Annotated in this window: 22 protein-coding genes; 7 read left to right on the top strand and 15 right to left on the bottom strand. The window is 61.0% G+C overall.

Annotation, left to right across the window (positions count from 1 at the left end; translation table 11 throughout):
- Positions 1-92: 92 nt before the first annotated feature.
- The 3 genes from I6N89_RS25810 (at position 93) to I6N89_RS22950 (ending at position 2,632) form a co-directional block, all read left to right on the top strand.
- The gene (locus I6N89_RS25810) at positions 93-980 is read left to right on the top strand and encodes a DUF7146 domain-containing protein (protein WP_419247633.1); all 888 of its coding nucleotides are present in this window, start codon (positions 93-95) and stop codon (positions 978-980) included.
- Positions 981-1,341: 361 nt separating this feature from the next.
- Positions 1,342-2,274 (top strand): DUF2493 domain-containing protein, encoded by a 933-nt coding sequence (locus I6N89_RS22945; RefSeq protein ID WP_043872319.1) that lies wholly within the window; start codon positions 1,342-1,344, stop codon positions 2,272-2,274.
- An 82-nt stretch (positions 2,275-2,356) separates the two neighbouring features.
- Positions 2,357-2,632: a WGR domain-containing protein gene (locus tag I6N89_RS22950; protein WP_207020686.1), complete on the top strand. Its 276-nt coding sequence runs from the start codon at positions 2,357-2,359 to the stop codon at positions 2,630-2,632.
- Positions 2,633-2,696: 64 nt separating this feature from the next.
- On the opposite strand, the gene I6N89_RS22955 is transcribed toward I6N89_RS22950, so the two are convergent.
- The 7 genes from I6N89_RS22955 to I6N89_RS22985 all read right to left on the bottom strand — a co-directional run bounded on the left by I6N89_RS22955 (position 2,697) and on the right by I6N89_RS22985 (position 10,048).
- Positions 2,697-3,413 (bottom strand): hypothetical protein, encoded by a 717-nt coding sequence (locus tag I6N89_RS22955; RefSeq protein ID WP_207020687.1) that lies wholly within the window; start codon positions 3,411-3,413, stop codon positions 2,697-2,699.
- Position 3,414: 1 nt separating this feature from the next.
- Positions 3,415-6,288 carry an HsdM family class I SAM-dependent methyltransferase gene (locus I6N89_RS22960; RefSeq protein ID WP_207020688.1) on the bottom strand — a complete coding sequence of 958 codons (2,874 nt, stop codon included), beginning with the start codon at positions 6,286-6,288 and terminating at the stop codon, positions 3,415-3,417.
- 49 nt (positions 6,289-6,337) lie between these two features.
- Entirely contained in the window at positions 6,338-6,523 is a 186-nt protein-coding gene (locus I6N89_RS22965; RefSeq protein ID WP_207020689.1) for a hypothetical protein, read from the bottom strand.
- Positions 6,524-7,051: 528 nt separating this feature from the next.
- Positions 7,052-8,164: a Fic family protein gene (locus I6N89_RS22970; RefSeq protein ID WP_207020690.1), complete on the bottom strand. Its 1,113-nt coding sequence runs from the start codon at positions 8,162-8,164 to the stop codon at positions 7,052-7,054.
- A gap of 120 nt (positions 8,165-8,284) precedes the next feature.
- Positions 8,285-8,524, bottom strand: a complete 240-nt coding sequence (locus I6N89_RS22975) for a hypothetical protein (protein WP_207020691.1) — start codon at positions 8,522-8,524, stop codon at positions 8,285-8,287.
- 161 nt (positions 8,525-8,685) lie between these two features.
- Positions 8,686-9,318, bottom strand: coding sequence for a hypothetical protein (locus I6N89_RS22980; RefSeq protein WP_207020692.1), 633 nt, complete (start codon positions 9,316-9,318; stop codon positions 8,686-8,688).
- Between the two features lie 10 nt (positions 9,319-9,328).
- A complete protein-coding gene (locus I6N89_RS22985; RefSeq protein ID WP_207020693.1) occupies positions 9,329-10,048 on the bottom strand; it encodes a division plane positioning ATPase MipZ in 720 nt (239 codons plus the stop codon).
- A gap of 588 nt (positions 10,049-10,636) precedes the next feature.
- Here I6N89_RS22985 and mobC point away from each other — a divergent pair.
- From mobC to I6N89_RS23000, 3 genes are read left to right on the top strand one after another with little or no spacing between them, the layout of a single operon-like run.
- On the top strand, positions 10,637-11,188 hold the full coding sequence (gene mobC, locus I6N89_RS22990; RefSeq protein ID WP_236016797.1) for a plasmid mobilization relaxosome protein MobC: 552 nt from the start codon (positions 10,637-10,639) through the stop codon (positions 11,186-11,188).
- The gene (locus tag I6N89_RS22995) at positions 11,175-13,523 is read left to right on the top strand and encodes a relaxase/mobilization nuclease domain-containing protein (RefSeq protein WP_207020695.1); all 2,349 of its coding nucleotides are present in this window, start codon (positions 11,175-11,177) and stop codon (positions 13,521-13,523) included. The genes mobC and I6N89_RS22995 overlap by 14 nt, the downstream gene beginning before the upstream one ends.
- Positions 13,516-15,471, top strand: coding sequence for a type IV secretory system conjugative DNA transfer family protein (locus I6N89_RS23000; RefSeq protein WP_040545947.1), 1,956 nt, complete (start codon positions 13,516-13,518; stop codon positions 15,469-15,471). The genes I6N89_RS22995 and I6N89_RS23000 overlap by 8 nt, the downstream gene beginning before the upstream one ends.
- A gap of 225 nt (positions 15,472-15,696) precedes the next feature.
- On the opposite strand, the gene I6N89_RS23005 is transcribed toward I6N89_RS23000, so the two are convergent.
- From I6N89_RS23005 to I6N89_RS23040, 8 genes are read right to left on the bottom strand one after another with little or no spacing between them, the layout of a single operon-like run.
- Positions 15,697-16,023 carry a YnfA family protein gene (locus tag I6N89_RS23005; RefSeq protein ID WP_040546036.1) on the bottom strand — a complete coding sequence of 109 codons (327 nt, stop codon included), beginning with the start codon at positions 16,021-16,023 and terminating at the stop codon, positions 15,697-15,699.
- 56 nt (positions 16,024-16,079) lie between these two features.
- Positions 16,080-17,432 carry a dihydrolipoyl dehydrogenase family protein gene (locus I6N89_RS23010; RefSeq protein WP_007803574.1) on the bottom strand — a complete coding sequence of 451 codons (1,353 nt, stop codon included), beginning with the start codon at positions 17,430-17,432 and terminating at the stop codon, positions 16,080-16,082.
- Positions 17,433-17,454: 22 nt separating this feature from the next.
- On the bottom strand, positions 17,455-18,885 hold the full coding sequence (gene merA, locus I6N89_RS23015) for a mercury(II) reductase (protein WP_040545982.1): 1,431 nt from the start codon (positions 18,883-18,885) through the stop codon (positions 17,455-17,457).
- 1 nt (position 18,886) lies between these two features.
- Positions 18,887-19,024 carry a hypothetical protein gene (locus I6N89_RS23020; protein WP_007803572.1) on the bottom strand — a complete coding sequence of 46 codons (138 nt, stop codon included), beginning with the start codon at positions 19,022-19,024 and terminating at the stop codon, positions 18,887-18,889.
- On the bottom strand, positions 19,021-19,407 hold the full coding sequence (gene merF, locus I6N89_RS23025; RefSeq protein WP_007803570.1) for a mercury resistance system transport protein MerF: 387 nt from the start codon (positions 19,405-19,407) through the stop codon (positions 19,021-19,023). Before merF ends, I6N89_RS23020 begins: the two co-directional genes overlap by 4 nt.
- Entirely contained in the window at positions 19,404-19,655 is a 252-nt protein-coding gene (locus I6N89_RS23030; RefSeq protein ID WP_072629817.1) for a hypothetical protein, read from the bottom strand. The genes merF and I6N89_RS23030 overlap by 4 nt, the downstream gene beginning before the upstream one ends.
- Before the next feature lie 30 nt (positions 19,656-19,685).
- Positions 19,686-19,988 carry a hypothetical protein gene (locus tag I6N89_RS23035; protein WP_040545980.1) on the bottom strand — a complete coding sequence of 101 codons (303 nt, stop codon included), beginning with the start codon at positions 19,986-19,988 and terminating at the stop codon, positions 19,686-19,688.
- Positions 19,989-20,003: 15 nt separating this feature from the next.
- Positions 20,004-20,411: a mercuric transporter MerT family protein gene (locus I6N89_RS23040; protein ID WP_007803565.1), complete on the bottom strand. Its 408-nt coding sequence runs from the start codon at positions 20,409-20,411 to the stop codon at positions 20,004-20,006.
- Between the two features lie 76 nt (positions 20,412-20,487).
- On the opposite strand from I6N89_RS23040, the gene I6N89_RS23045 reads away from it, so the two are divergent.
- Positions 20,488-20,901: a MerR family transcriptional regulator gene (locus tag I6N89_RS23045; RefSeq protein WP_153218054.1), complete on the top strand. Its 414-nt coding sequence runs from the start codon at positions 20,488-20,490 to the stop codon at positions 20,899-20,901.
- The last annotated feature ends 25 nt before the right edge of the window (positions 20,902-20,926 follow it).

The raw sequence follows: 20,926 nt of genomic DNA on the forward strand, positions 1-20,926 counted from the left end.
GCCATCACGAAAATCCCCCCGGCGCGCTGAGGTTATGTTGCCCAGCCCCGCGAGAACCCCCGCCAAACCGCGCAAGTTCACGCCACCGCAACATAACCCGCGCCGCAACATGTTCCGTATTATGTGGAATTCCACATAATACGGATGGGGCCACAGGCGAGCATGGCGATCTCCTGGACATCATCCGCGCCCGGACGGGGATCACGCGCTTCCCCGACCTTCTCGCCGAGGCCCGAGCGCATCTTGGCCGTCCGCAGCCGGTCGTCCCGGATAGGCAAGAGCCGAGGAAGGCCAAGGCGCCTGGTGGCACTCCTGCGGCGGCGGCGCGCTTGTTTGCTGCCTCGAACCCGATCACAGGCACGCTTGCTGAGACTTACCTCCGTTCCCGAGGCATCACCCAATTCGGGGCGAACGGCGCCTTACGCTTCCACCCGAAGTGCTGGCATCGGGAAGAGGGTCAGACCCGGAGCATCCCCAGACCGGCGATGATCGCGGCGGTTACCGATGGGGCAGGGGCCGTGCAGGGCGTGCATCGCACCTGGCTGGCGCCTGACGGACAGGGGAAGGCGGCAGTGAATCCAGAGCGGCGGGCTATGGGTCACCTCCTCGGCAATGCTGTCAGGCTCACCCCGCACGATGACATCCTCGTCGTCGGCGAGGGCATCGAGACCATGCTGTCCCTATCCGAGGCGATCCCAGGTCTGCCCGTCTGGGCGGCACTCTCTTCGGGTCACCTCGGGGCGGTCCTGTTGCCGGAGGGGCTCAAGCGCCTTTACGTCGCGATCGATCGCGATCCGGCCGGGCAGCGCGCGGCAGAGAAGTTGAGCGCCAGAGCCTCCGAGGTCGGGGTGCGCGTGCGGGTGCTGGAACCGCGGCTCGGGGATTTCAACGATGATCTTCGGGCGAACGGCAAGGACGCGCTGCGCCAGCATCTGGCAGGTCAGATCGGGCCAGAGGATCGGTATCGCCTGCCCAGCTGAGCTGCATCGCGCAGGGGGGCTGGGAGTGCGGGGCAGGGGGCTGCATCCCAGTCGTGGCTCTGGATCGTCGTCGTCACCTCATCCCGGGCCTTGCGCATCCACCCGTCACCCGAGCGGCCTTCAAGAGATGGGCAGGCCGTCAAAGCGGTTGCCCCTGCAAGGTCGGCAGGGAACCTATTTCCGCCGGCGGCAAAGCCGCCTTTGCATCGCGAGACAAATAGCTTCTCTGCCGACCTCCTCCACGCTGTTCCGGCCCCGGTGAAGCCGGGGTGAAGGGGCAACCGCCCCGACGGCTCGGGTCTGCCCATGAAGGCCGCGCGGGATGACGCGTGGACGAGACAGGCCCGGAGGAGAGAGGACGATGACGATCCAGACCCACGACGACGCGTATGAACCCGCCCATAGCGCATCCCAGACCGCCCATGCGCTCGACGAGCTTCAGCTCTACGGCTATCGCCCCTTTGACGAGCCCGATCCGCGCCCGATGCCCGATGGGCAGCGCCTCGCCGTCGCCGTCGCCGACATCTTCGACGCCCTCGTTGCGACCCTCGAAGACACCCGCATGGAACCCGACCTCGAAGAAGTGCTCTGGGGCCAGGTCAACCTCTTCCACCGCGCCACCGCCCGGATCGAACGGTCGCTCGACGAAAACGAACAGGCGCAGCGCCGCCTCCAGCGCGAGCAGGACGGCTCCGAGGTGAAATCCGTCGAACTCGAGCGCCTGACGGCCGAAGGCCTGACCCTCGTTGAACGGCGCAACTGCATGGACATGATGCGCGATCACGCCGCCACCGAGTTCGTCCATCACACGGGATCGACCTGGCGCCCCCGCACCGGCTCGATGGTGAACCGCCAGCACATGACCGCCGCCCTGATCGACAGCCGCGACTTCCTGGCCGCCAAGCGCCGCGCCGAGACCGAGGTAATGCTTCCCGCAGGCCCCAAGGTCGCCCTCACCGGCGGGACCGATTTCAACGATCACCGCCTGATCTGGGGCAAGCTCGACCAGGTCCGGACCAAGTATCCCGACATGGTCCTCCTGCACGGTGGCAGCCCGAAGGGCGCAGAGCTCATCGCCGCCAAATGGGCCGAAGCCCGGGGTGTGACGCAGGTGGCCTTCAAGCCCGACTGGACCAAGCACGCCAAGGCCGCGCCCTTCAAGCGCAACGACGCGATGCTGGATGTGCTCCCGGTCGGGGTCCTTGTCTTCCCCGGAACCGGTATCCAGGAAAACCTCGCCGACAAGGCCAAGAAGCTCGGCATCCCGGTCATGAAGTTCGAGAAGGGGGCGTGAGCCCCCAACCTACTCGGCATAGATGATAGTGGAAACGACGCCCGCTACCTGATATTGTTAAGGAGTGAAAGGTGACCGCAAGATGTTCGATGAATCGCAGCAACTGGACGTGTTTCCCACAGTGGTCGATCTGAAACGGATCGACCCGTCCCTCCACATGCGGCGCTTCTACAGGATGAGCGTTCAGCCCGATCTTTTTGGCGGAGTAAGCCTGGTGCGAGAATGGGGCCGGATCGGATTCCGCGGTCAGATGCTGATTGAACAACATGAGGACGAGGGCAGGGCGGTCAACGCTTTGATGAAGCTATCGGCGACGAAGAAGCGGCGTGGGTATCTGTCGTCTGTCAGTAAAGGTTAGAAGCGGTCGCCCGACGCCGACGGCAGCGCGTCGCTTTGTCCGCCCGCATGCGACCAGGTGGGCTCTACATCTCGATCCAGAGATGGTCGATTTGTACAGGTCCGAGGTCAGCACGACGGAGATGCTGGGAACGTAACCCTGCGACGCGCTGCGTGGCATCGTGCGTAACCATCGTGAGCTTGTCGGCCTCGGACCAATTCTCAGTCGAATCCTTGACGATCCCGTCGATCCAAATATCGAGCTCGCTGTGCCAGTGCGTAATATCGTAAGCTTGAATGTAACCGATCATCGCCACACGTTCATGGCCAGCGCCATGATGGCCAGCCTTGAACCGCTGCACGCCGCCGGTCGAACTAAAGCGGCTGATCAGATATTCGCGCTCGTCCCGAACGCTGCTTGACGGGGTCGGCAGTCGCTTGCACTCGATCGGGAGCAAAGTGCGGTATTCGGTGTATTCGCGACCTTCGATCCAGATCACTTCGCCGCTGGGGGCGACGGCAAGGTCGATCGCGCGACGTCCGTCCGCTTCGTCGGGCTCCTCTCGGCGAAACTGGAGGAAGTCCCAGCCTGGCGCGTGCCGCGATGCACTATTGAGACGAGCGCAAAGTTGGGCCGTGAGCTTGGTCTCACCGGCAGTGATTTCGCGCGCCGGGTCGTCGCGCCAGCCCGGTAGAGCGTCACCGATGAAGTCGACGAGAGCTGAGAGCCATTCGGCCGGCTGATGGATTCCGCTGCGGAGCGCGCCCGCCTGACCTGAGCCTTCGCCTTCGTCTGCCAGCATCTTAGAAGCCCTGCGCGCGCAAATCAGCAAGGACGTCGTCAGCATCGCGCAGCGCAATCGAACGAGTCCAGAAGCGGTGGCGGTCCGGCTTTAAAAGAAACATAAACTCCTGGTCATATAGCCTTGTGATGCGAGTGATCGTTAGCCCGGAACCACGTTGCTCGTGAAGGAGAGCGTCGAGCTTTTTACGAAGTTCATCGGCACCCGACCAGTCAACTTCACCTTCGCCGAATACATAGGCCTTACAGATCGCTCCGGGCCAACGCTGAGCGGGCAAAGGACGCAACGCGCTGTGCGTATAAATGGCGTTGATCTGCCGCACGAAAACGGTGTCGAACGCGGTCAAGACATCGCCCTGAGCCGGACGCATTACTGCTGCTCTAGCGCCGAGGCGGATGAACTCTCGCTGATGCTCGACGATATCCGCCGCGATAATTCGCTCGTTCTCGCTCAGGTCGAGATCTTCGTCTTCGGGATATGGCAAGGAGAGGACGTCGGCGTTCAAAATCGCCGTCGCGCGTTGGGTGAAAAGGCGGGCGCTGATACCAGCTACATATGCCCGCAGCACCGTCGCTTCGCGCCGCAGCCAATCGTCGATGGCCGCCAACCGCTCCATATCGCGCGCCGGCGCTGCAAAGCCGACGATTTCATGTTTGTAGGTCAGATAGTGGTCCGTCCACAGACCGTGGGGAAGGTCTTCATGCTCCTTGATCAGCAGCATCGGTGGCGTGAAGCGCCGCGCGGTCTTGGTATCCTTAATCGGCCTATCGGGGACCATGTCGAGAAAGCGCGTGTCGAGCCCATCGTGTGATAGGGAACTCGTCGGCAACAACGGTTGGCCGATGAGATGATCGGCCGGTCGCGAGATGCCCTTCTGACCCGCGATATATCCTTCGCCGAAGTCCCATTCCCGCTTCTGTGCAAAGTCGCGCAACGTGGGATAGGTTCGCAGGCGTTGGATCAGGTCAAGGACGCGGTGGCCTCCAAGCAGGTTCGCACGCCAGATATCGCGCGAGGAGACGGCGACCGCGTTGGGAAACCAGTGCATGTCATAGTAGTCGATATCGAAACCTTGTTCGGCGCTAGCCCGACCGCTACGTCGAAATACGGCATGAAGCAGACGGCTTTCGGCATTGCCCTTAGACGACTCCGCAAGGACGACAACCACCTTGGGGTCGGCATTGCCCTTTTTGAACAGGCCGCGCACGGAGACGAAGTCCAAGACCTCGCGCACGTTCCAGCGCGTGAAAAAAGATCTCCGAAAGGCCAGCGCATTCTGGTTGTAGAGGAAGCCCGAAGGCTCAATCATCGCAAGGACGCCTCCAGGCGCGAGCAGTTCCATCGCCTCATGGAGGAACAGATAGGCAAGCTGGTTGTCCGCCAAGCTGCCATGCATTTTGGTGTAGGCGGTGTAGCTTCGCTTGGCACCGTCAGTTGTCAGTGCTGACTCAAAAGGCGGATTGCCTACGACAACCGCGACCGGTGCCTGCACCAAGCCTCGTTCTTTTGCCTCGAAGAAGCAACTGCCGTGAAGCGTATGATTGCCGAGTGGGGGGAACAGCTTGACACTGGATCTGATGTCCTCGGGCTCCAGTGCGTCGCACAAGCTGAGGCACAGGCTGAACGCTGCAAGCTCTACCGCGCCGTCCTCGAGATCGATGCCATGTACCCGCTGAAGAAGCGGTCGCAGCTCCTCGACACCAGGACGCGCCCAGCCATTGCGCCAGCGCCAGTGGAGCACCAATCGCTTGTATGCCTCGACCAAGAAAACACCTGAACCGCAAGCCGGATCGAGAATGACTCCGTCGCCCTCCATCAGCGCGTCGATACGTTTCCAACTGAGCACTTCCTCTAGGATCAGACGGACCAAGGCCGGTGGCGTGTAAATCGAGCTCGCCGTGTCCTTCACAAACAGCTGGTATATGTTGCTGATCAGCTCGACCGGTAGGTCGCGGAAAGAGTAGAGCCGCCAGAGGCTAAGTTGCCCTGACGCATCCTCGAACCCCTCGACCAGCCTAGCGTAGCTGGCGAGTGCTTCGCTTTCGGCGAGAGCGGACCGCTCTGCATCCTTCAACCTGAAGACGTGACCGTTGAATCGCTCTTCAAGCGACTCCAGCAGTGAGACCAGCGCTGGACCATTGCCCAGCACTTGGAAGAATCGTGTAGCGCCTGGCAGTGCCTGGTCGAAATCGTCCGGCAAAAGCACCGAGCGTTCTTCGAGATATGCGATCAGCAGCGAAAGAATGAGCAGCCGCCGCTGTAACCCTGAATCGAGCAGCCGCCGCTCGCTCAGTTGATTGGAGAGCGCATGAACCGCATCCACGAGTGTGCGATGGGCTGATTTCTTCGCTGATAGCATAAGCCTGCAGGCGTCCGGATCGTCCCAGATTGCGCCGTTGCGGATGCGGTCCGCGTCCCACCATGCGTCCTGCGCCGCGATCTCGGCGCCGACCGTCAGGGTCCGGATGGGGCGGCAAACGTTGGTGCCATTTGAGCCAACAAAATCGGGCTCGTGCGCGCAACGGAATAGTTGGATCCGACCGGGCCCGACACGATACACGATTGGAACACCGCCCCAGCTCCATAGGCGTTTGTGTAGGTTGGCAAACTGCCGATCATCGCCGTGCTCCGCCATGTCGAAGACCAGCGCCTGCGCCACAGGCGCTCGCCCATGTCGCGCGGCCTCGAAGAACACCGCACGGGCACCGTAAGCTGCCGCCTTCTCGACGAGCGCGACCTCCTCGGGCGGGCGCCCATTGCGAGCATAGTCCGCGATGGCAACGAGACCATCTACACTCGGAAGATCGCCTCCCTCCCCAATCGCGAAAAGCCATTCCGCGCCATCGAAACCATCGCTCGGTCCTTGAAGCGTCATCGCCTTCTCCTCAATGAGGATGCAACCGGTCGACAAGAGTGGACAAGCATCATTTCTGCCGCTTCTTTTTCGAAAGCGCGAAGCCCTCCTTGAGGAGGTCCGTCATGCTGAGGCCTTGCGATGCCGCGAAGCCCTTGAACTCGCGCTTAAATTCTTCAGCGACCTTGAAGTTGAGCGTCTTGCCCTTTCCGCTTTCGGGTTCTGGCTCGGTCGCGTTGGTTTGCCGGCTGGCCATCGGACACTTCCTCGCATGGCGACCACCTCTCGTGTCGCAAAGTCAAGGGCAGAAATACAGATTTCCGACTCTCTGGCAAGCCCGAAAGCCAGAGTAGCAGCTTTTGGGAAAGCCAGAAATAATGAATTCTGGATCGTGACTTCTCCTGACTTATGGCGGCAGAGTACGTTCACCGATGAGCACTCCATCGAGAACAAATATCGAACAAATGCCCTCGCTGTCAGTCTGTTTCATAGCGCGCCAAGGTATGGCAAGCGCGTTATCTGCGCATACGTCGATGCATTTAGAGGATGTGATCTTTGCGGTCGAGCGACTTGCGTTCAGTCTCGGCTGGTGAATGAACGTTTGGGTCTGGAAGGAGACCACTTGGTTAACGACGCCATCAAGTATGGGCTTCTCCGAAGCAGTCTGACCTAAGCTGGCCTTAATCCGGATGTTCGCCAGCTACGCAGCGAAAGGCCGCTTCCAATACATTTTACATAAAACTGATTATCGGATTTTTGATAAGTTGTTGTTTTCGTGCAATTTTTATTCAATCCAGTCGAGTTTCAACCAGTATCGCGTGTGCCGCCGCTCGCCGGTTCGAGCGAGCACGCCCTTCTCGACCAGATCCTGCAGATCGCGGGTCGCGGTCGCGCGTGAAGTTCCGGTGATCTTGAGATAGTTGTCGGCGCTGAGGCCGCCTTTGAAACCGCCAGGGCCTTCCTGAAACATTCGAGCGATGGCCTTGGCCTGGCGTTCGTTCAAGTGGTCTCTGTGACGATCGTAGAAGTGTGCCTTGCTGATGAAGAAGCCTACGCGGTCGAGTGTTGCCTGTTGGGCCTTCAAGACAACTTCTGCGAACCAGACGAGCCAATCGGTCACGTCGAGCGTTTTTTGATGCTGCTCGAGCTGGTCGTAGTAGGCCTTGCGCTCCTTCTCGATGGTGAAGGCGAGCGAGATGAGGGTCGGCTGGCCAATGTTCTGCGCCAGCGACTTTTCAGCGAGGGCGCGACCCAAGCGGCCGTTGCCGTCTTCGAATGGGTGGATACTCTCGAAATAGAGGTGGCTTAGCCCTGCGCGCGTCAGCGCTGGGAGCGGCTCTGCTCCCCCCGGCCCGGTCTTGTTGAACCAATCCGCGTATCGCTCCATCTCAGGCATCACCCGCTCTGAAGGCGGCGCTTCGAAGTGGATCGTCGGCCGGCCAAGGCGGCCGGAAACGATTTGCATCGCCTCGGCGTGTTGTCGGTAGGCCCCGATGGTTTCCAACCGACGGTCATGGGACAGTAGCATCCGATGCCAGCGGTACAGTGTCTCATGGGTCAGCGGCTCTGCAAAACTGGAATAGACATCGACCATCATTTCCGCGACGCCCTGTTCGCGCGGTTTGGCAGGGTAGCTGTCCGGATCGAGGCCCAGATGGCGGCGCAACGAAGATTGCACACTGAGCCGATCGAGGATTTCACCCTCGATGGCACTCGTCTGCATCGCTTCCTCGCTGAGCAGTTCGATGCGGAGTTGCTCGCGCTCCGGCTGGCTGACATGATGGACCGCGCCGAGGATTTCTCCAGACGACAGCAGGAACGTCTGCTCAAACGGCTCTAGAGCGGAGGCGTCATATCGGAAATCCGGCCAATCGGGCAGCGTCCAGTTCCAAGCCATGAGTTATAGATATCCTTTCTATAACTCATATCTAGATCACTTCTGAGGCATAGAAGTCAACTCTATCGCTCAAAGGACCTGCGGGATGGGATGACCGACAAACCGACGCGAGACCTTGAGCTAGGCCTTTTCAAGGTGCGTCAGATCTTGCTGACGCGGTCTGGGGGTCTTCGGATGGACCGGGTTTTGTTCCGACGCTTGAATGAATGGTTCATAGCGAACGTCCGCCATCGCGCCGTCGAACCAGGCAGGCTGCACGTCACCATTGTTCCATTGGTAAAGGTAGCCAACCAGATTCTCAGATGTCTTGCAGAGGATGCGCATGATCGGTTCGCCAGTCAGGCGGGGCTTCATATTCATAATGCGTTCCTCCTAAATGGACCTCGTAACTCGTCACCACTGAGGTCTGAAATTCCCTATGACGCTCATTAGCGCCACGCTTTCCGCAACTGCAAGGCGAGCTTCCGCCGGTGGGCGAAAATCCACCGGCGAGATACAAGTTATCTTTTCAGATAGGTATCTTACGGTTCATGCGTCGATGCAGCACGAACAGCAATTTCTTCCAAGATTTTGTCGATCTCGCCCCATATGCGTGGTTCAACCTGACCGCGGATCAGGGCCCATTTACTCAAGACGTCGAGGGGGTCGTGGTCCCGAAGGAGCATACCCAGGCTGGCCGCATCGACTGCCAATGATGTCCGGGCCTGCCACTGCGTGTTTCGAGTGCGTCGCTCTTCCGCGACTGGGGCGAAGACCGGCGACAGTTGCCAGCCTTTGATTGCACGGCGCAGGGCGGCACGCACCACATGTGCTGGCTCAACACCACAAGTCTGCAGCGCTGCTTCCTGTCGTTCGAGTGCGTTGACCCTGATGTCGATCTTCCGGGTCGGGCTCAAAGCGCGCGCCGATACGGGAGCTCTCAGGCTGGTATGCGGGTCAGAGCTTTTCGCGGTGACTTGGTGCGGCGCCACGGCACCTTCCGGCGCACGCTCTGACTCGTGCCGATCAGCGTCAACGTCAGCGGCTGGGGTGCCTGTCTTTGTTGCTGTGACCTGTGCCTCGTCATCCTTTCCGGGAACCTCGCGGACACCCTGTTGCAGGGTGGCGGCGTAGGCTGGGTCGGGCCTGGTGATGGTCGGGATCTTCTTGCGCAATTAACTGTCCTCACGCAGCAAGAATGTTGTTGAGGATGTCCGTCGCCTCCTCAAGCGCCTCGACGACATGACGTACATGTGGGCGCATCAGGGGATTCGGATCGGCTTGCTTTTCCAGTGCCAAGGCGTGGAGAAGCCCCTTCTGGTCCATCTCCTTGTAAGTGTTCCGTCGCATCATGACGGTCTCAATCACCGGAAAACGGGTGAGCGCTTCTTCAATCAGGGCCGCGTCAGCACGGGTCGTTTTCGGGTCGACCATGTTGAGGACGACGTGGTGGCGCGGAAGGCTGGAGGGGTCGTCAACGCGGGATTTCAGCTTCTCATACCAATCGGCAGTCTGTGCGCCGACATCGAAATCAGACGTCGACAGCATGACGGGCGTCACGATGTGGTCCGCAAGCACCGCGATGCCGTCTGACCATTCGGCACCGACCCCTGCGGTATCGATAAAGATGAAGTCTGCCGTGCCTGCCATGTAGACCTGATCGATCTGATCCTCGACACCCGCCACGCTTTCGACGGTGGCCGAGCAGAGAAGCGGCGAACTCAGCCCACCGGCTTGCGCCCGAGTATGCCAGGCCCCGAGTACCCTCGTGCTGTCCGTGTCGATCAACATCACTCTGCGTCCGGCGGCGATCGCGGCGCTGATCAAGGCGCGCGAAAGCGTCGTTTTTCCACTGCCCCCTTTCCGGGCCATCGCTGCGATCACCACAAGATTTTCGTTCGGCATTCTGATCCTCCGCAAAAATAGTGAATCGCAACGATAATGCAAAAATGTCGCTAAACGCATGAGGCGGAGGGGTCAAGCAGAAGTCGTGATGCGACCCGCGTTTGGCATGCAGCGGGTGGCGTTGTGCGATGACCGTGCGACGCGTGCCGTGGCGCCTTCAGCATTCGTCGCGGGGCACCACACACCCTCCAAATGTCGGGATGCGCTCGGCGATGTGCTGCGGACGGAATGCAGGTGACGGATAGCGCGCGCCAGACGACGGGAGGCAGTCTCGCGTATGTCGTTCTGCGGGTGACGCGAGACGGTCAGCACGCAGCAAAACCCGTCTTGCGGGGTGCAAGAGACGGGGTGCAAAAGACGCGATGCGCGATGCGGGGACCGCATCGCGTGGTGCAATGAGCGCGAAGCGCGATCCATTTGACTAAGGACGGGAAATCGCCCCTACAGGGCGATTTTCTACATTGAGTACAAGCCCTTATGGCCGACTTCACTTGCGTTGGGAGTCGGCGGGCTTGTACGAAGTTGGCAAGAAATAGGAACGTTAACTTCAAAATGCCCCGCCGCCGCAGACTGTCAGAGATCGAGCGATTGACCATCGCCCAGGAGCGCCGGAACGGCGTCTCCGCGGCGTCATTGGCCGCGCGCTACGATGTCAGCCTGAAGACGATCTACAACGTGGTGAACCACCGGGATGAGCGTCAGACAGCGAACGGCAGCCGATCGCGGGTTGTGGGGATCCGGGTCTCGGACGACGACCTGCGCCGGTTCGACGCGGCGCTGTCGCGGCGTGGGATTGCGCACCGCTCGGATGCCATGCGCCGCCTGATGCTGGCGGCCGAAGGTGTCTTCCTGCCCGACGACGAGATGTGTGACGAGTTGCGCAGCCTCGGCGCCGCGCTCAACCGGGTCGGCAACAACGTGAACCAGATCGCGCGACGTCTGAACGAGGCCAAGGTGCGGGGCGAAAGACTGTCCTACCCGGCCTCAAGTCACCGTGACGTCCGCGCACTTGCCGGTCTGGTCTTCGATCTGGCCGACCAGGTCCAGGAGATGTCGCGTGCTCGGCGCAGCGTGCTGGACCTTGAGATCAGCTCCGCCCTGGCGGGCCTCGCCGTGGGGGATGCGAATGGTGCGGAGTGACCGGGTCCGGGGCATCGACCCGGCGCTCTTCGACCGCGGCTGGAGCCGGGTTTCGGGAACCTGGCAGGGGCTTTCCAAGGGCGCGCAGATGGTTCGGGCCGCGCGCGGCTATTCGCCGGCGATCTTCAAACCCATTTCCAAGGGCGGTTGCCACACCGGGGCGCAGCTACGGGCGCAGCTCACCTATCTCACGACGAAGTCGACCCATATCCTCGACAGCCGCGGCACCCATGACGGGAAGAAGCAGCTCTCGGAAGCCGAGATCAACCGAGTGGCGCGGCGGTTCGAGAACCAGTGGAACGAGCGCTACAGCCCCAAGCTTGGCCATACGTCGCATCTACTGATGGCATTCCCGGTTGGGACCAGTGGTGAAGAGGTGCGCGATATCACCCAGGCCGTCTGCGAGAAGTTCTTTCAAGGTGATGGCTCGCAATTCGACTATATTGCTGCAATACACCAAGATCGCGCGCATCCACATGCGCATATCGTTCTGAACCGCCGCAGCAAGGATGGCGAAATGTTCTTTCTCGGGAAGGATCATCACTTCAACTACGACGCCTTTCGCGAGGCGATGGTCGAGGCGGCCCAAGTTCATGGGATCCGCCTTGAGGCGACGCGTCGTCTGGATCGCGGCGTCACGACCTACCGCGCCGAGATCGATGAAATCTACAAGGCTCGCGACGAAGGTCGTCCCCCAGTCGAGCGCCAGAGAACCGGTGCTGACCTTGCGGCCGCTCTGGAAACCGTCCGGCACAACGCTTTGATCTATCGCGGGCTCGCGGCGGAGGCGTCCCGTTCGAATTTCGAAGACGTGTCCGAGGCGCTCGAGAGGGCCAGCACCATCCTTGCCAGTGGCGGTCAGATTCAATCTGACGGAGCCATCTACATGTCCCAAGACGAAGCAGCGTTCGACACGCTGATCACCGAGTTTTCTCAGAACATTCGCCAGATCGAGGCGGCGATCGACAGGGCGCCGGCGGCCGAGAGGCCGGTGATCGAGCGCAAGCTGACCGACGTTCTGGCCTCGGTCGCGCATTTGAACCCGCTCGGGGATCGCTCCGCCGCTCTGGTCGATGCTCCGTCCCGGGACGGCATCTATGCAAGGCCAAACGCCAGTGAAGATCATCTCGCGCGCCTTGACGACGGAGAGGTGGCACCAAAGCTGGCCGAGGCGTTGCAAGGTACTGGCATCGATGCCGAGGCTGTGGCCGCGCGCCTGCGGGAAGGGGCAGGCAATGCCGCATTGGAACGCCAATGGCTGGCACAGGATCTGCAGGCGATTGCCAAAGAAAGTAGCCTCGATCTGGACAAGCCTGAGGACCGGGAAGAAGCGCTCGACCGGCTGGAAGCCGTTCATGTTCGTTTGGGCGATGTTCTTACCGATGTACGCGTCCTGCGCGCGCCAACCGAGGTCGATAAGGTGGATGACGCTGAGGAAGTGCTCGGTGAGCGGTTGGCGACACCTGGGGGCGATCTCGTGAAGGACGGGCCCGACATTTTTGCCCCATCGGAGCGGCAGGCGTTCAGGGCGCTGGTGGCGCAGTTCCGCCGGACGGATTTCGATCATCCGTTCTTCGACGACCCGTCCGTCCGGCGGGCAGGTGCCGTGGAGGTTGAAGAGGCCCGCGCCGCGTTCGACGTCTACGCGCAGAAATCGCCGCAACATGCCGAACTGGCCTCAATGGCCTGGGAACAGATCACCGACAGTCGAATGCCGCCGCAATATGCGGTATCCGAGCAGGACCGCACGCTTCATGCTGGCGACATGGACCTCGCCTTGCGGGATCCTTCGGATCATCTCGGTCCGATTGCCGAAGAGCTCCGCACCCTCGCCCGCTATCGCACGGAGATGCCGGATGATGAATTCGGGAAGGCCGTCCAGGACGAAATCAATCACCTTCGTTCGCTAGGCGCGTCGCGTGCCTATATCAGCGAGCGCAGTTTCGAGATCGAGGACCAGGCGCGACAAGACTACGCCGAGCGCCGGTATCTGGAAGAGACAGCGCCAACCGTCATGGCCTTTGTGCGAAACGCCGACGTCGAGGGCCCGCTCTCCGAGTCAGAGCAGCAGGACATCGTCCGGCAGATAAACGAGCGACTAAGCCACGACGCAATCGACGCGCTGCGGGCCGGTAACGCGGACGTCCTGGACACATTCACCGAGGATCCGCTGCGCCAGCTGGAACTCGCCAAGACCTATCTCCAGAGCAGCGAGGTCACTGCGCACGGCCCGGCGATGGAGCGCGTTCTCGATGCATTGGCGGAAGAACAGATAGAGGCGCAGCGCGCACGCCACGCTGCGGCAGATGGCGAGAAGGGGATCACCCATGGATAAAGGCAAGATTGCCTTAGGAGTGTTGAGCCTCGTGCTGGTCGGTCTCGCCATGGGCTATGTCGTGGCGACCGGCTTTGTCATGTTCCGCTATGGGCTTTCTCCCACCCGTTTCGACGTCACCCTGCTTGCCCGCGAATATCGGGGTCTGTCTCAGTCTGCACCGAAAGACTTCCTCTGGGTGAACCTCATCCTTGGCAGCTTCGGCCTGGCATCGCTGATGCTGAGCGTCACGCTTCTGGGGGATGCATTGACCCGCTTCGGGACGACGCATTGGCAGACCCGCAGCGAGATGAACAGGAACGGTTTCTTTGCCAAGCCCGACGGTGGCTTCCTTCTGGGCAAGCTCGGCTCCCCGAAATCCAAGCGCCCGTTCCTAGTCTCAAAAACCTTCCCCCACGCGCTGATCGTGGCGCCTACAGGCCGGGGCAAGGGCGTGGGGTTCGTGATCCCGAACCTGCTGACCTACAAGGGCTCCGCCGTGGTGCTCGACGTGAAAGGCGAGAACTTCCGCGAGACCTCGCGCTTCCGCGCCAGCATGGGGGACAAGGTTTTCCGCTTCGCGCCGACCGACTGGGACCGACCAACACATCGCTATAATCCGCTGGCGCGCATTGCTGCCATGACCAACCCCGACCGGCAGCAGATGGAGCTTAAACTCACCGCGAAGCTCTTCCTGCAGACCGACAACGAAAAGCTGAGCGGCCTTCTCGCAGGCGGTATCGACTTGTTCGTGGCGGCCGGTCTTCTGGCCTTCGAGCGCGGCGTGCCGACCATCGGCGAGATCTACCGCATCACCGCCTCGGGGGGCGACAAGCAGAAGGAATATCTGAAGCGTTCGCAGGAGGTGAAGAACACCTCGGCCAAACTGATCTTCGAGCGTATGGCCTCGACCAACAACGACACCCTCACCTCCTACCTCTCGCTTCTCATGACATCGGGTCTCGACACCTGGGACAACCGCGCGATCGACGCGGCCACCGCGACCTCTGACTTTTCCTTCCGGGATATCCGCCGTCGCCCACATGCGATCTATCTTGCGGTCGAATCCGAGATGATCCGCCCGCTTGCCCCGCTGATCCGCCTCTTCTTCTCGGACCTGATCGCCTCGCTGCAAGCACAGGAACCCGGCGATGACGAGCCCTGGCCGGTGATGATCATGCTCGACGAGTTTGACCGGCTCGGGAAAATGCCAATCGTCGCCGAAAGCATAAAGACGCTGCGCTCCTTCGGCGGCAACCTCGCCATCGTGACCCAGACGATCCCGGCGCTGGACGAGATCTATGGTGAAAACACCCGCAGGTCGCTGCAGGGCGGCGCCGGGGTAAAGCTCTACCTCACCCCGTCCGAGCAGAAGACCATCGAGGAATTGAGCCAGGCTGTCGGCAAGACCACCAAGCGTGTGGTGACCCGCTCCCGTGCTGTTGGACGCAATCCATTCGAAGGGCGCAGCGTCTCGGAGAGGACAGAAGATACCCCGCTCCTGACCGAGGATGAGGCCCGACGCATGGACCTCGACGAGGTCATCCTCGTGATCGACGCGCAGATGCCGATCCGGGCAAGAAGGGTGAAGTATTTCGAGGACCCGGCGTTGAAGGTTCTGCACGCCTGTCAATCGGGAAGCTTCCCATATCCGGACGAGGACGGCCTGCGGCGGGATCGGCAGATGTCTGAGACCCGGGAAACGGTGGAGAGGTTGAAGCAAGAACTGCAGGAAGTGCGGGCGGCTGCGGGACCGCGGGAAGTCGGCCACAATGTGCCTAACGCATCGAAAACTGACCCTGTCAGCGCAGCGAAGGCCCGCGGCCGCGCGGCTCGTGCTGCTGCAAGCGGAGGTGGCCAAGGTCAACTGTCGCTTGATGTTGAGGGCCTAGGTATCACGAACACAGACCGGACAACGCTTGCTTCGGCAGTTCAGACAACGAGAGCTATCATCGCGGAGCACGGATGAGTTTCGCAGGAGTTGACGTTCATTCTCCTCGCGGCGAATGTAACTGAAGAGCCCACTTTGACCGATGCTGCGTAAAGGATGTATCGCTGCTTTCGAGGGCGGTAGAAAACCTGCTTGATCGCAGCCGCGATGCGGAGGGAAAGCAGCGCCGAGTTGTCGGAACGCGTGAACCAAAAGGCGATCTAATCGAACGATTCAGCGCTTCACCCCGTCTGCGGCTGCCTCTCAAATACTGCGCGGTGCCCAGAGAATAATACCCGCACCGACAAGGCAAATGACCGCTCCAACTACATCCCATTGATCCGGGCGATGCCCTTCTACGCCCCATAGCCACAGCAGGGACGATACGATGTAAACGCCACCGTAGACTGCATAGGCGCGGCCCGCCTGATCGGCGGGGCTGAGCGCCAGTAGCCAGGCGAAAGCGGCAAGGGACAGCATGCCCGGTGCCAACCAAAACACGCTCTTGTCCAGCCGAAACCAGGCCCAGAAAGCAAAGCATCCGGCAATTTCGGCCAGCGCAGCGGCGAAGTAGATAAGAACCGTCTTCATCGGGCCAGACATACGTTCCGAGGAGGATCGGGTCTATTGCGAAAAATCTTTCAAATTCAGAGAAGCGAGCCCAAATCCGATCCAACACTTGGATAGGCCGCCGTCATCGACTTAAGTTGCTTGGCCGCCAGGCCCAGCTTGATTGCCAGCCCGAAGAAATTGATCAGTTCGCCGTATTCCGGGCCGAACAGGTGCGCGCCGAGGATCTTGCCGTTCGACTTGTCCACGAGGACCTTCGCGGCAGCAGAGGTCTCGCCGATCCGGTAGTTCGAATACCAATCGCCAGTGTCGGTGAACCGAACATCGACATCATACCCGGCGTCCCTTGCCTCACTTTCCAACATACCGACACGCGCCACTTCCGGGACTGTGAAGACGGCTGTAGGAATACCGGCATAATCCGGTGCGGTCTGAGTGTCTTTGAGCATGTTGGAGGCCGCGACCTTCCCTTCGATCACTGCGACTGGCGTCAGCGGCATGCCATCGGTGTCGGCGCAATCTCCGGCGGCAAAGACCGCGCTGTTCGTCGTGCTTTGCAGATGCGGGGCTACAACGATGCCCTTGTCGCTGTAATCAACACCAGCCGCCTCAAGATTCAGATCGGCCAGGGCTGCCACACGGCCCGCGCCATGCACGACCAGATCGGTTTCGATTGTTCGGGTTTCATCGCCCGACTTCACCTCGACAGTGAATGCTCTACTGGCTTCCGAGACCGACACGATTTCGGTTTCGCGCATCAGGTCCACGCCGATACCGCCGCTGCGGTCGATCAGCATTTCGACCAGATCGGGATCGAAGCCGCGTAAGGGCCGGGCGCCACGATCCACGATGATCGGGTTGGCTCCGGCCCGTGCGGCGATATGCGCAAACTCGAAGGACACGAAGCCGCCACCGATAAAAAGAACCCGATTGGGAAGGGCCTCCAGGTTGAGGAAATCCGTGCTGTCGATCACGAGATCGGCCCCTGTGAAGCTCAGCGGCCTGGGCATGGCACCGGCGGCCACGAGGAACCGTTCCGACTGATATGCCGTTCCATCGACCTCCAGCGTGTTGCTTCCCGTGAACCGCGCGGCTCCATGCAGGGTTTCGACGCCGTTGCCCGACAGGCCCTTTTCCATCTTGTCCGGCACGGGATCGGTGAAGCCACGCTTGTGTGCCATCAGATCGGCCCAGTTGATCGACAGATCACCGGGATCGATCCCCTTGCCCTGCATGAGCCGTGCCGCGTCCATGATTTCCGCACCGCGCCGCAGGATTTTCTTTGGATCGCAGCCGCGCAATGCGCAGGTGCCGCCGTAGGGCAGCGCATCGACAATGGCGACACGCCATCCTGCCGCGCCACATTTGTTGGCCGCGGCCACGCCCGCCATGCCCGCCCCGATGACGATCAGGTCGTAGTCTTCATTCATTCTCCGGTCCTTGTCCTGATCTTCATCCGGCGCAGCAGCTCAACTTTGCCACGTCCATATCGAAGGTTTGCGCCGCCAGCTTCAGCCCTTCCACGGTCGTCAGATAGGGGAAGATCGTCTCCCCGAGCGCCTTTGTGGTCATGCCAAACTTCAGCGCCATAACGAGGGTCTGGATCGTATCGGACCCCTCGGGCGCGATGATCTGGCCGCCAAGCAGCCGGTCGGACTTTCTGTCCGCCACCAGCTTGATCAATCCGCGCGTGTCGCGTGCGGCCAGTGCGCGCGGCACCTGATCGAGCGGTACGATGGACGTCTTGACGTCGAGGCCCGCGTCCCGCGCCTGGGCTTCACCGAGACCGACGCCCGCGACCTGCGGGTCGGAAAACACCACCCAGGGCATCGCGGCGTTGTCGTAGCGATGGTCTTCGCCGAGAACCGCATTTTTGGCCGCGAGCTTTGCACCATAGGCCGCCATATAGACGAACTGGTCGCGGTCGGTCACATCGCCTGCGGCATAGATGCCGCGCACCGATGTCTGCATGTCCTCGCCGACGACGATGGACCCACGCGCGTCGGTTTCCACGCCGATTGCGTCCAGGCCCATATCTTTGGTATTGGCCCGCCTGCCAGCGGTCGAAACGAGGTGATCCGCCGTCACTTCGACAGGCTTTCCGTTCTGGATCACGCGCAGTGTCACGCCCGCGTCGTCGCGGCGCACAGTGTCGTAGCTTAACCCGGTCAGAAGAGTGATGCCTTCGGCCTCGAACGCCGCCGCCAATGCCTCCGAGACCTCTGGTTCCGCGCCGGGCAACAGATGCGAACGGGCGACAAGCGTGACCTTCACGCCCATGCGGCTCATCATCTGGGCCAGCTCCGCGCCGATGTAGCCCGCGCCGATGAAGATCAGGCTTTTCGGCAGTACTTCGAGTTCCAGAAGACTGGTGCTGTTGAGCGCGCCGATTTCCTCGATGCCGTCGATGGTCGGCAGAACGGGACGCCCGCCCGTGGCGATGATGGTCCTCGGTGCTTTCAGGGTTCGCTCACCGACTGTCACGCCACCTTCGATCAGCCGCGCGGGACCGGCGTCGATGTAATCGACATCCTCATATTCCGGCAGAAGGTCCGCGTATTTCTTCTGGCGCAGGGTCGTGACCAGATCGTCCTTGGACTGAACGAGCGTCTGCCAATCATCCACTTGTGCCCGTCCCGACAGGCCGGGGAACCGCTTGGCAGCCCCCGCACAGTGCACGGCCTCTGCCGCACGGATCATCGCCTTGGAGGGCACGCATCCCACGTTGACGCAAGTTCCGCCGATGGTGCCATGTCCTACGAGGGCGACACGCTTTCCGGCATCCGCGCCGGTAATTGCGGCGGAGAACCCCGCCGATCCGGCCCCAAGAACGATCAGGTCATAGCCGCCCTGTTCATCGTCGGTTTTGTTCAGGTCTTTCATCTCAGCGCGCCTCGCCATGTTCGGGGTCTTTTGGTCTGGCGGCGAGCAGATATATGACCGCGCCGATGGCGATCAGCGGTGTCAACATGCCGAGGAGGCCGAAGACCATGCCGGTGGCGGTGCAACATCCCATCATCATAAGAGCGATCCTTTCTTTTGCGCACGGTTCAGGAGAACCGCGTAGAGTGCTGTGGCGGCGAAAACGCCGATTGTGATCCGTATTGCGAACCTGAATTCGAGAAGAATGATCAGGATCGACAGGGCCACCGCGAGGCCGGTGGCCCAAAGTTTCGGGGCCGGTCCCGGTTTGCCAGCGCGCAGCCAAAGGGCCTGTGCCACCACGGCGAGGCTGAAAAACAGCAGCGGGAACAGGGCGTAATCGAGCCAGCCCGTGAGGGCCGACAATCCGACGCCAGCGACGATGACGACCAGAAGCGGTGTAAAGCAGCAGAGCGCGGCGAAGAGCGCACCGCCAAGCCCCCATTTCAGCAGACGGTCGGAATTTTCAGGTGTGTCAGTCAAGGAGCCGTCTTTCTCTGTGATGGGTCGGGGCCGGAGGCGCGTTTCATTTGCGAACGACGCAGTGCGCGGACGATCAGGTAGGTCAGACCCGCCAAAACCAGCACGGCAATGCCACTCATTCCAGAGAGCCAAGCCCCAACGCCGCCGAACAACGCTGCAAGCACGGCAGTTCCGCCGCCGCAGCAGACGACCACGACCGGAGCTGCTATTCCGAAGGCCAGCAGGCCACCCATCAGATTGTCACGCATTGCAGGAGATTGTCACGCATTGCAGGCGGCTCAGGAGGCTGTGTCGGGCAGCACCTGCGCCGGATAGCCATTGGCCGTCACCGCGCCGATGATGCTTTCGATGGAAGTTTCGGCGTCATCGTAGGTCACGCTGTAAACACCCTGCCCGTATTCGGGGCCGTCCTCGAATGCGGCGATCTCGACCGACGGAACACCGCGCATCGAGCTGGCAACAATGAACGAACAGGACGGGCATGTCAGTTCGCTGACGGCGATCTCGACCTGGCGCTCTTCAGCGAGGGCCGGGGTCGAGAGTGCGACGATGGCCAGGGCGGATAACAGGAGATGCTTCATGGTCATGGTCCTCGTTCAGAATTTCAGGATGAAGGGGGTGATGTAGGGAAAGATCATGGCGACAGCGACAATCGCGGAAGCGGCCCAGAGGGTTGCGCGCATGATGCGGCGGTCGATGGGGCGGGCGCAGGTGCCATCGGCACAGGCCTCGGCATCTACAGGCTTGTAAGCCTTGTAGAAGCCGTATCCCAAAAACGCGGCGCTCAGCGCGAAGGTGTACCATTTGTAGGCATAGAGCGCCCCGAGCTGCGCGATGAACACGCCTGTCACGCCAAAGCTGACCAGCACCAATGGAAGGATGCAGCAAGAAGTCATCGCCAGCGCACCGAGGACGCCGAGGCCGGTCACGCCCCATCCCTTGGTGGTTTCGTCGCCAATTTTCTGCGACTGAGATTGCGGAAGTTCCGCCAAATGTTGTTCCATCGAATCTTCCTTGAACAGATGTTTCCACCGTTCTAGGGTCTGTAGTTGATACAGGCTCAAGGGATTTTTCGGCACAATGAGTAACACAAGCGTGAGATCAATTCGGCGGGGCGATTTGGCCCGCGCAACGGGCTGCAACCTGGAAACCATTCGCTATTACGAGAAAATCGGGATCATGCCGGACCCGCCGCGCAGTACGAAGGGCTACCGAAGCTACGACGATGCCCACGTCAAGCGGCTGAAATTCGTCATGCGGTCCCGCGATCTAGGCTTTTCTCTCGAAGAGGTTCGCGGGCTGCTTGGGCTGGTCGATGACCGATCCCGGACATGCGCCGAGGTGCAGATCATCGCCGAAGATCATCTGACTGACGTTCAGGCCAAGATTGCCGATCTGCAGCGCATCGAGCGCGTCCTGTCGGACACTGTTGCGCGATGCACCGGCGATGCTGCCCCAGAATGCGCGGTGATCGATGCGTTACTCGATGCTTAGTCCACCCTGAAGAAGAGGGGGCAAC

The organism is Salipiger abyssi, assembly GCF_017311415.1.
Taxonomy (GTDB): domain Bacteria; phylum Pseudomonadota; class Alphaproteobacteria; order Rhodobacterales; family Rhodobacteraceae; genus Salipiger; species Salipiger abyssi_A.

Excerpts from the sequence above, each read along its gene's own strand:
- I6N89_RS22945 (WP_043872319.1), top strand. The coding sequence starts at position 1,342 with ATGACGATCCAGACCCACGACGACGCGTATGAACCCGCCCATAGCGCA.
- I6N89_RS22950 (WP_207020686.1), top strand. The coding sequence starts at position 2,357 with ATGTTCGATGAATCGCAGCAACTGGACGTGTTTCCCACAGTGGTCGAT.
- I6N89_RS22955 (WP_207020687.1), bottom strand. The coding sequence starts at position 3,413 with ATGCTGGCAGACGAAGGCGAAGGCTCAGGTCAGGCGGGCGCGCTCCGC.
- I6N89_RS22960 (WP_207020688.1), bottom strand. The coding sequence starts at position 6,288 with ATGACGCTTCAAGGACCGAGCGATGGTTTCGATGGCGCGGAATGGCTT.
- I6N89_RS22965 (WP_207020689.1), bottom strand. The coding sequence starts at position 6,523 with ATGGCCAGCCGGCAAACCAACGCGACCGAGCCAGAACCCGAAAGCGGA.
- I6N89_RS22970 (WP_207020690.1), bottom strand. The coding sequence starts at position 8,164 with ATGGCTTGGAACTGGACGCTGCCCGATTGGCCGGATTTCCGATATGAC.
- I6N89_RS22975 (WP_207020691.1), bottom strand. The coding sequence starts at position 8,524 with ATGAATATGAAGCCCCGCCTGACTGGCGAACCGATCATGCGCATCCTC.
- I6N89_RS22985 (WP_207020693.1), bottom strand. The coding sequence starts at position 10,048 with ATGCCGAACGAAAATCTTGTGGTGATCGCAGCGATGGCCCGGAAAGGG.
- I6N89_RS22995 (WP_207020695.1), top strand. The coding sequence starts at position 11,175 with ATGGTGCGGAGTGACCGGGTCCGGGGCATCGACCCGGCGCTCTTCGAC.
- I6N89_RS23000 (WP_040545947.1), top strand. The coding sequence starts at position 13,516 with ATGGATAAAGGCAAGATTGCCTTAGGAGTGTTGAGCCTCGTGCTGGTC.
- I6N89_RS23005 (WP_040546036.1), bottom strand. The coding sequence starts at position 16,023 with ATGAAGACGGTTCTTATCTACTTCGCCGCTGCGCTGGCCGAAATTGCC.
- I6N89_RS23010 (WP_007803574.1), bottom strand. The coding sequence starts at position 17,432 with ATGAATGAAGACTACGACCTGATCGTCATCGGGGCGGGCATGGCGGGC.
- merA (WP_040545982.1), bottom strand. The coding sequence starts at position 18,885 with ATGAAAGACCTGAACAAAACCGACGATGAACAGGGCGGCTATGACCTG.
- I6N89_RS23020 (WP_007803572.1), bottom strand. The coding sequence starts at position 19,024 with ATGATGATGGGATGTTGCACCGCCACCGGCATGGTCTTCGGCCTCCTC.
- I6N89_RS23030 (WP_072629817.1), bottom strand. The coding sequence starts at position 19,655 with ATGCGTGACAATCTGATGGGTGGCCTGCTGGCCTTCGGAATAGCAGCT.
- I6N89_RS23035 (WP_040545980.1), bottom strand. The coding sequence starts at position 19,988 with ATGAAGCATCTCCTGTTATCCGCCCTGGCCATCGTCGCACTCTCGACC.
- I6N89_RS23040 (WP_007803565.1), bottom strand. The coding sequence starts at position 20,411 with ATGGAACAACATTTGGCGGAACTTCCGCAATCTCAGTCGCAGAAAATT.
- I6N89_RS23045 (WP_153218054.1), top strand. The coding sequence starts at position 20,488 with ATGAGTAACACAAGCGTGAGATCAATTCGGCGGGGCGATTTGGCCCGC.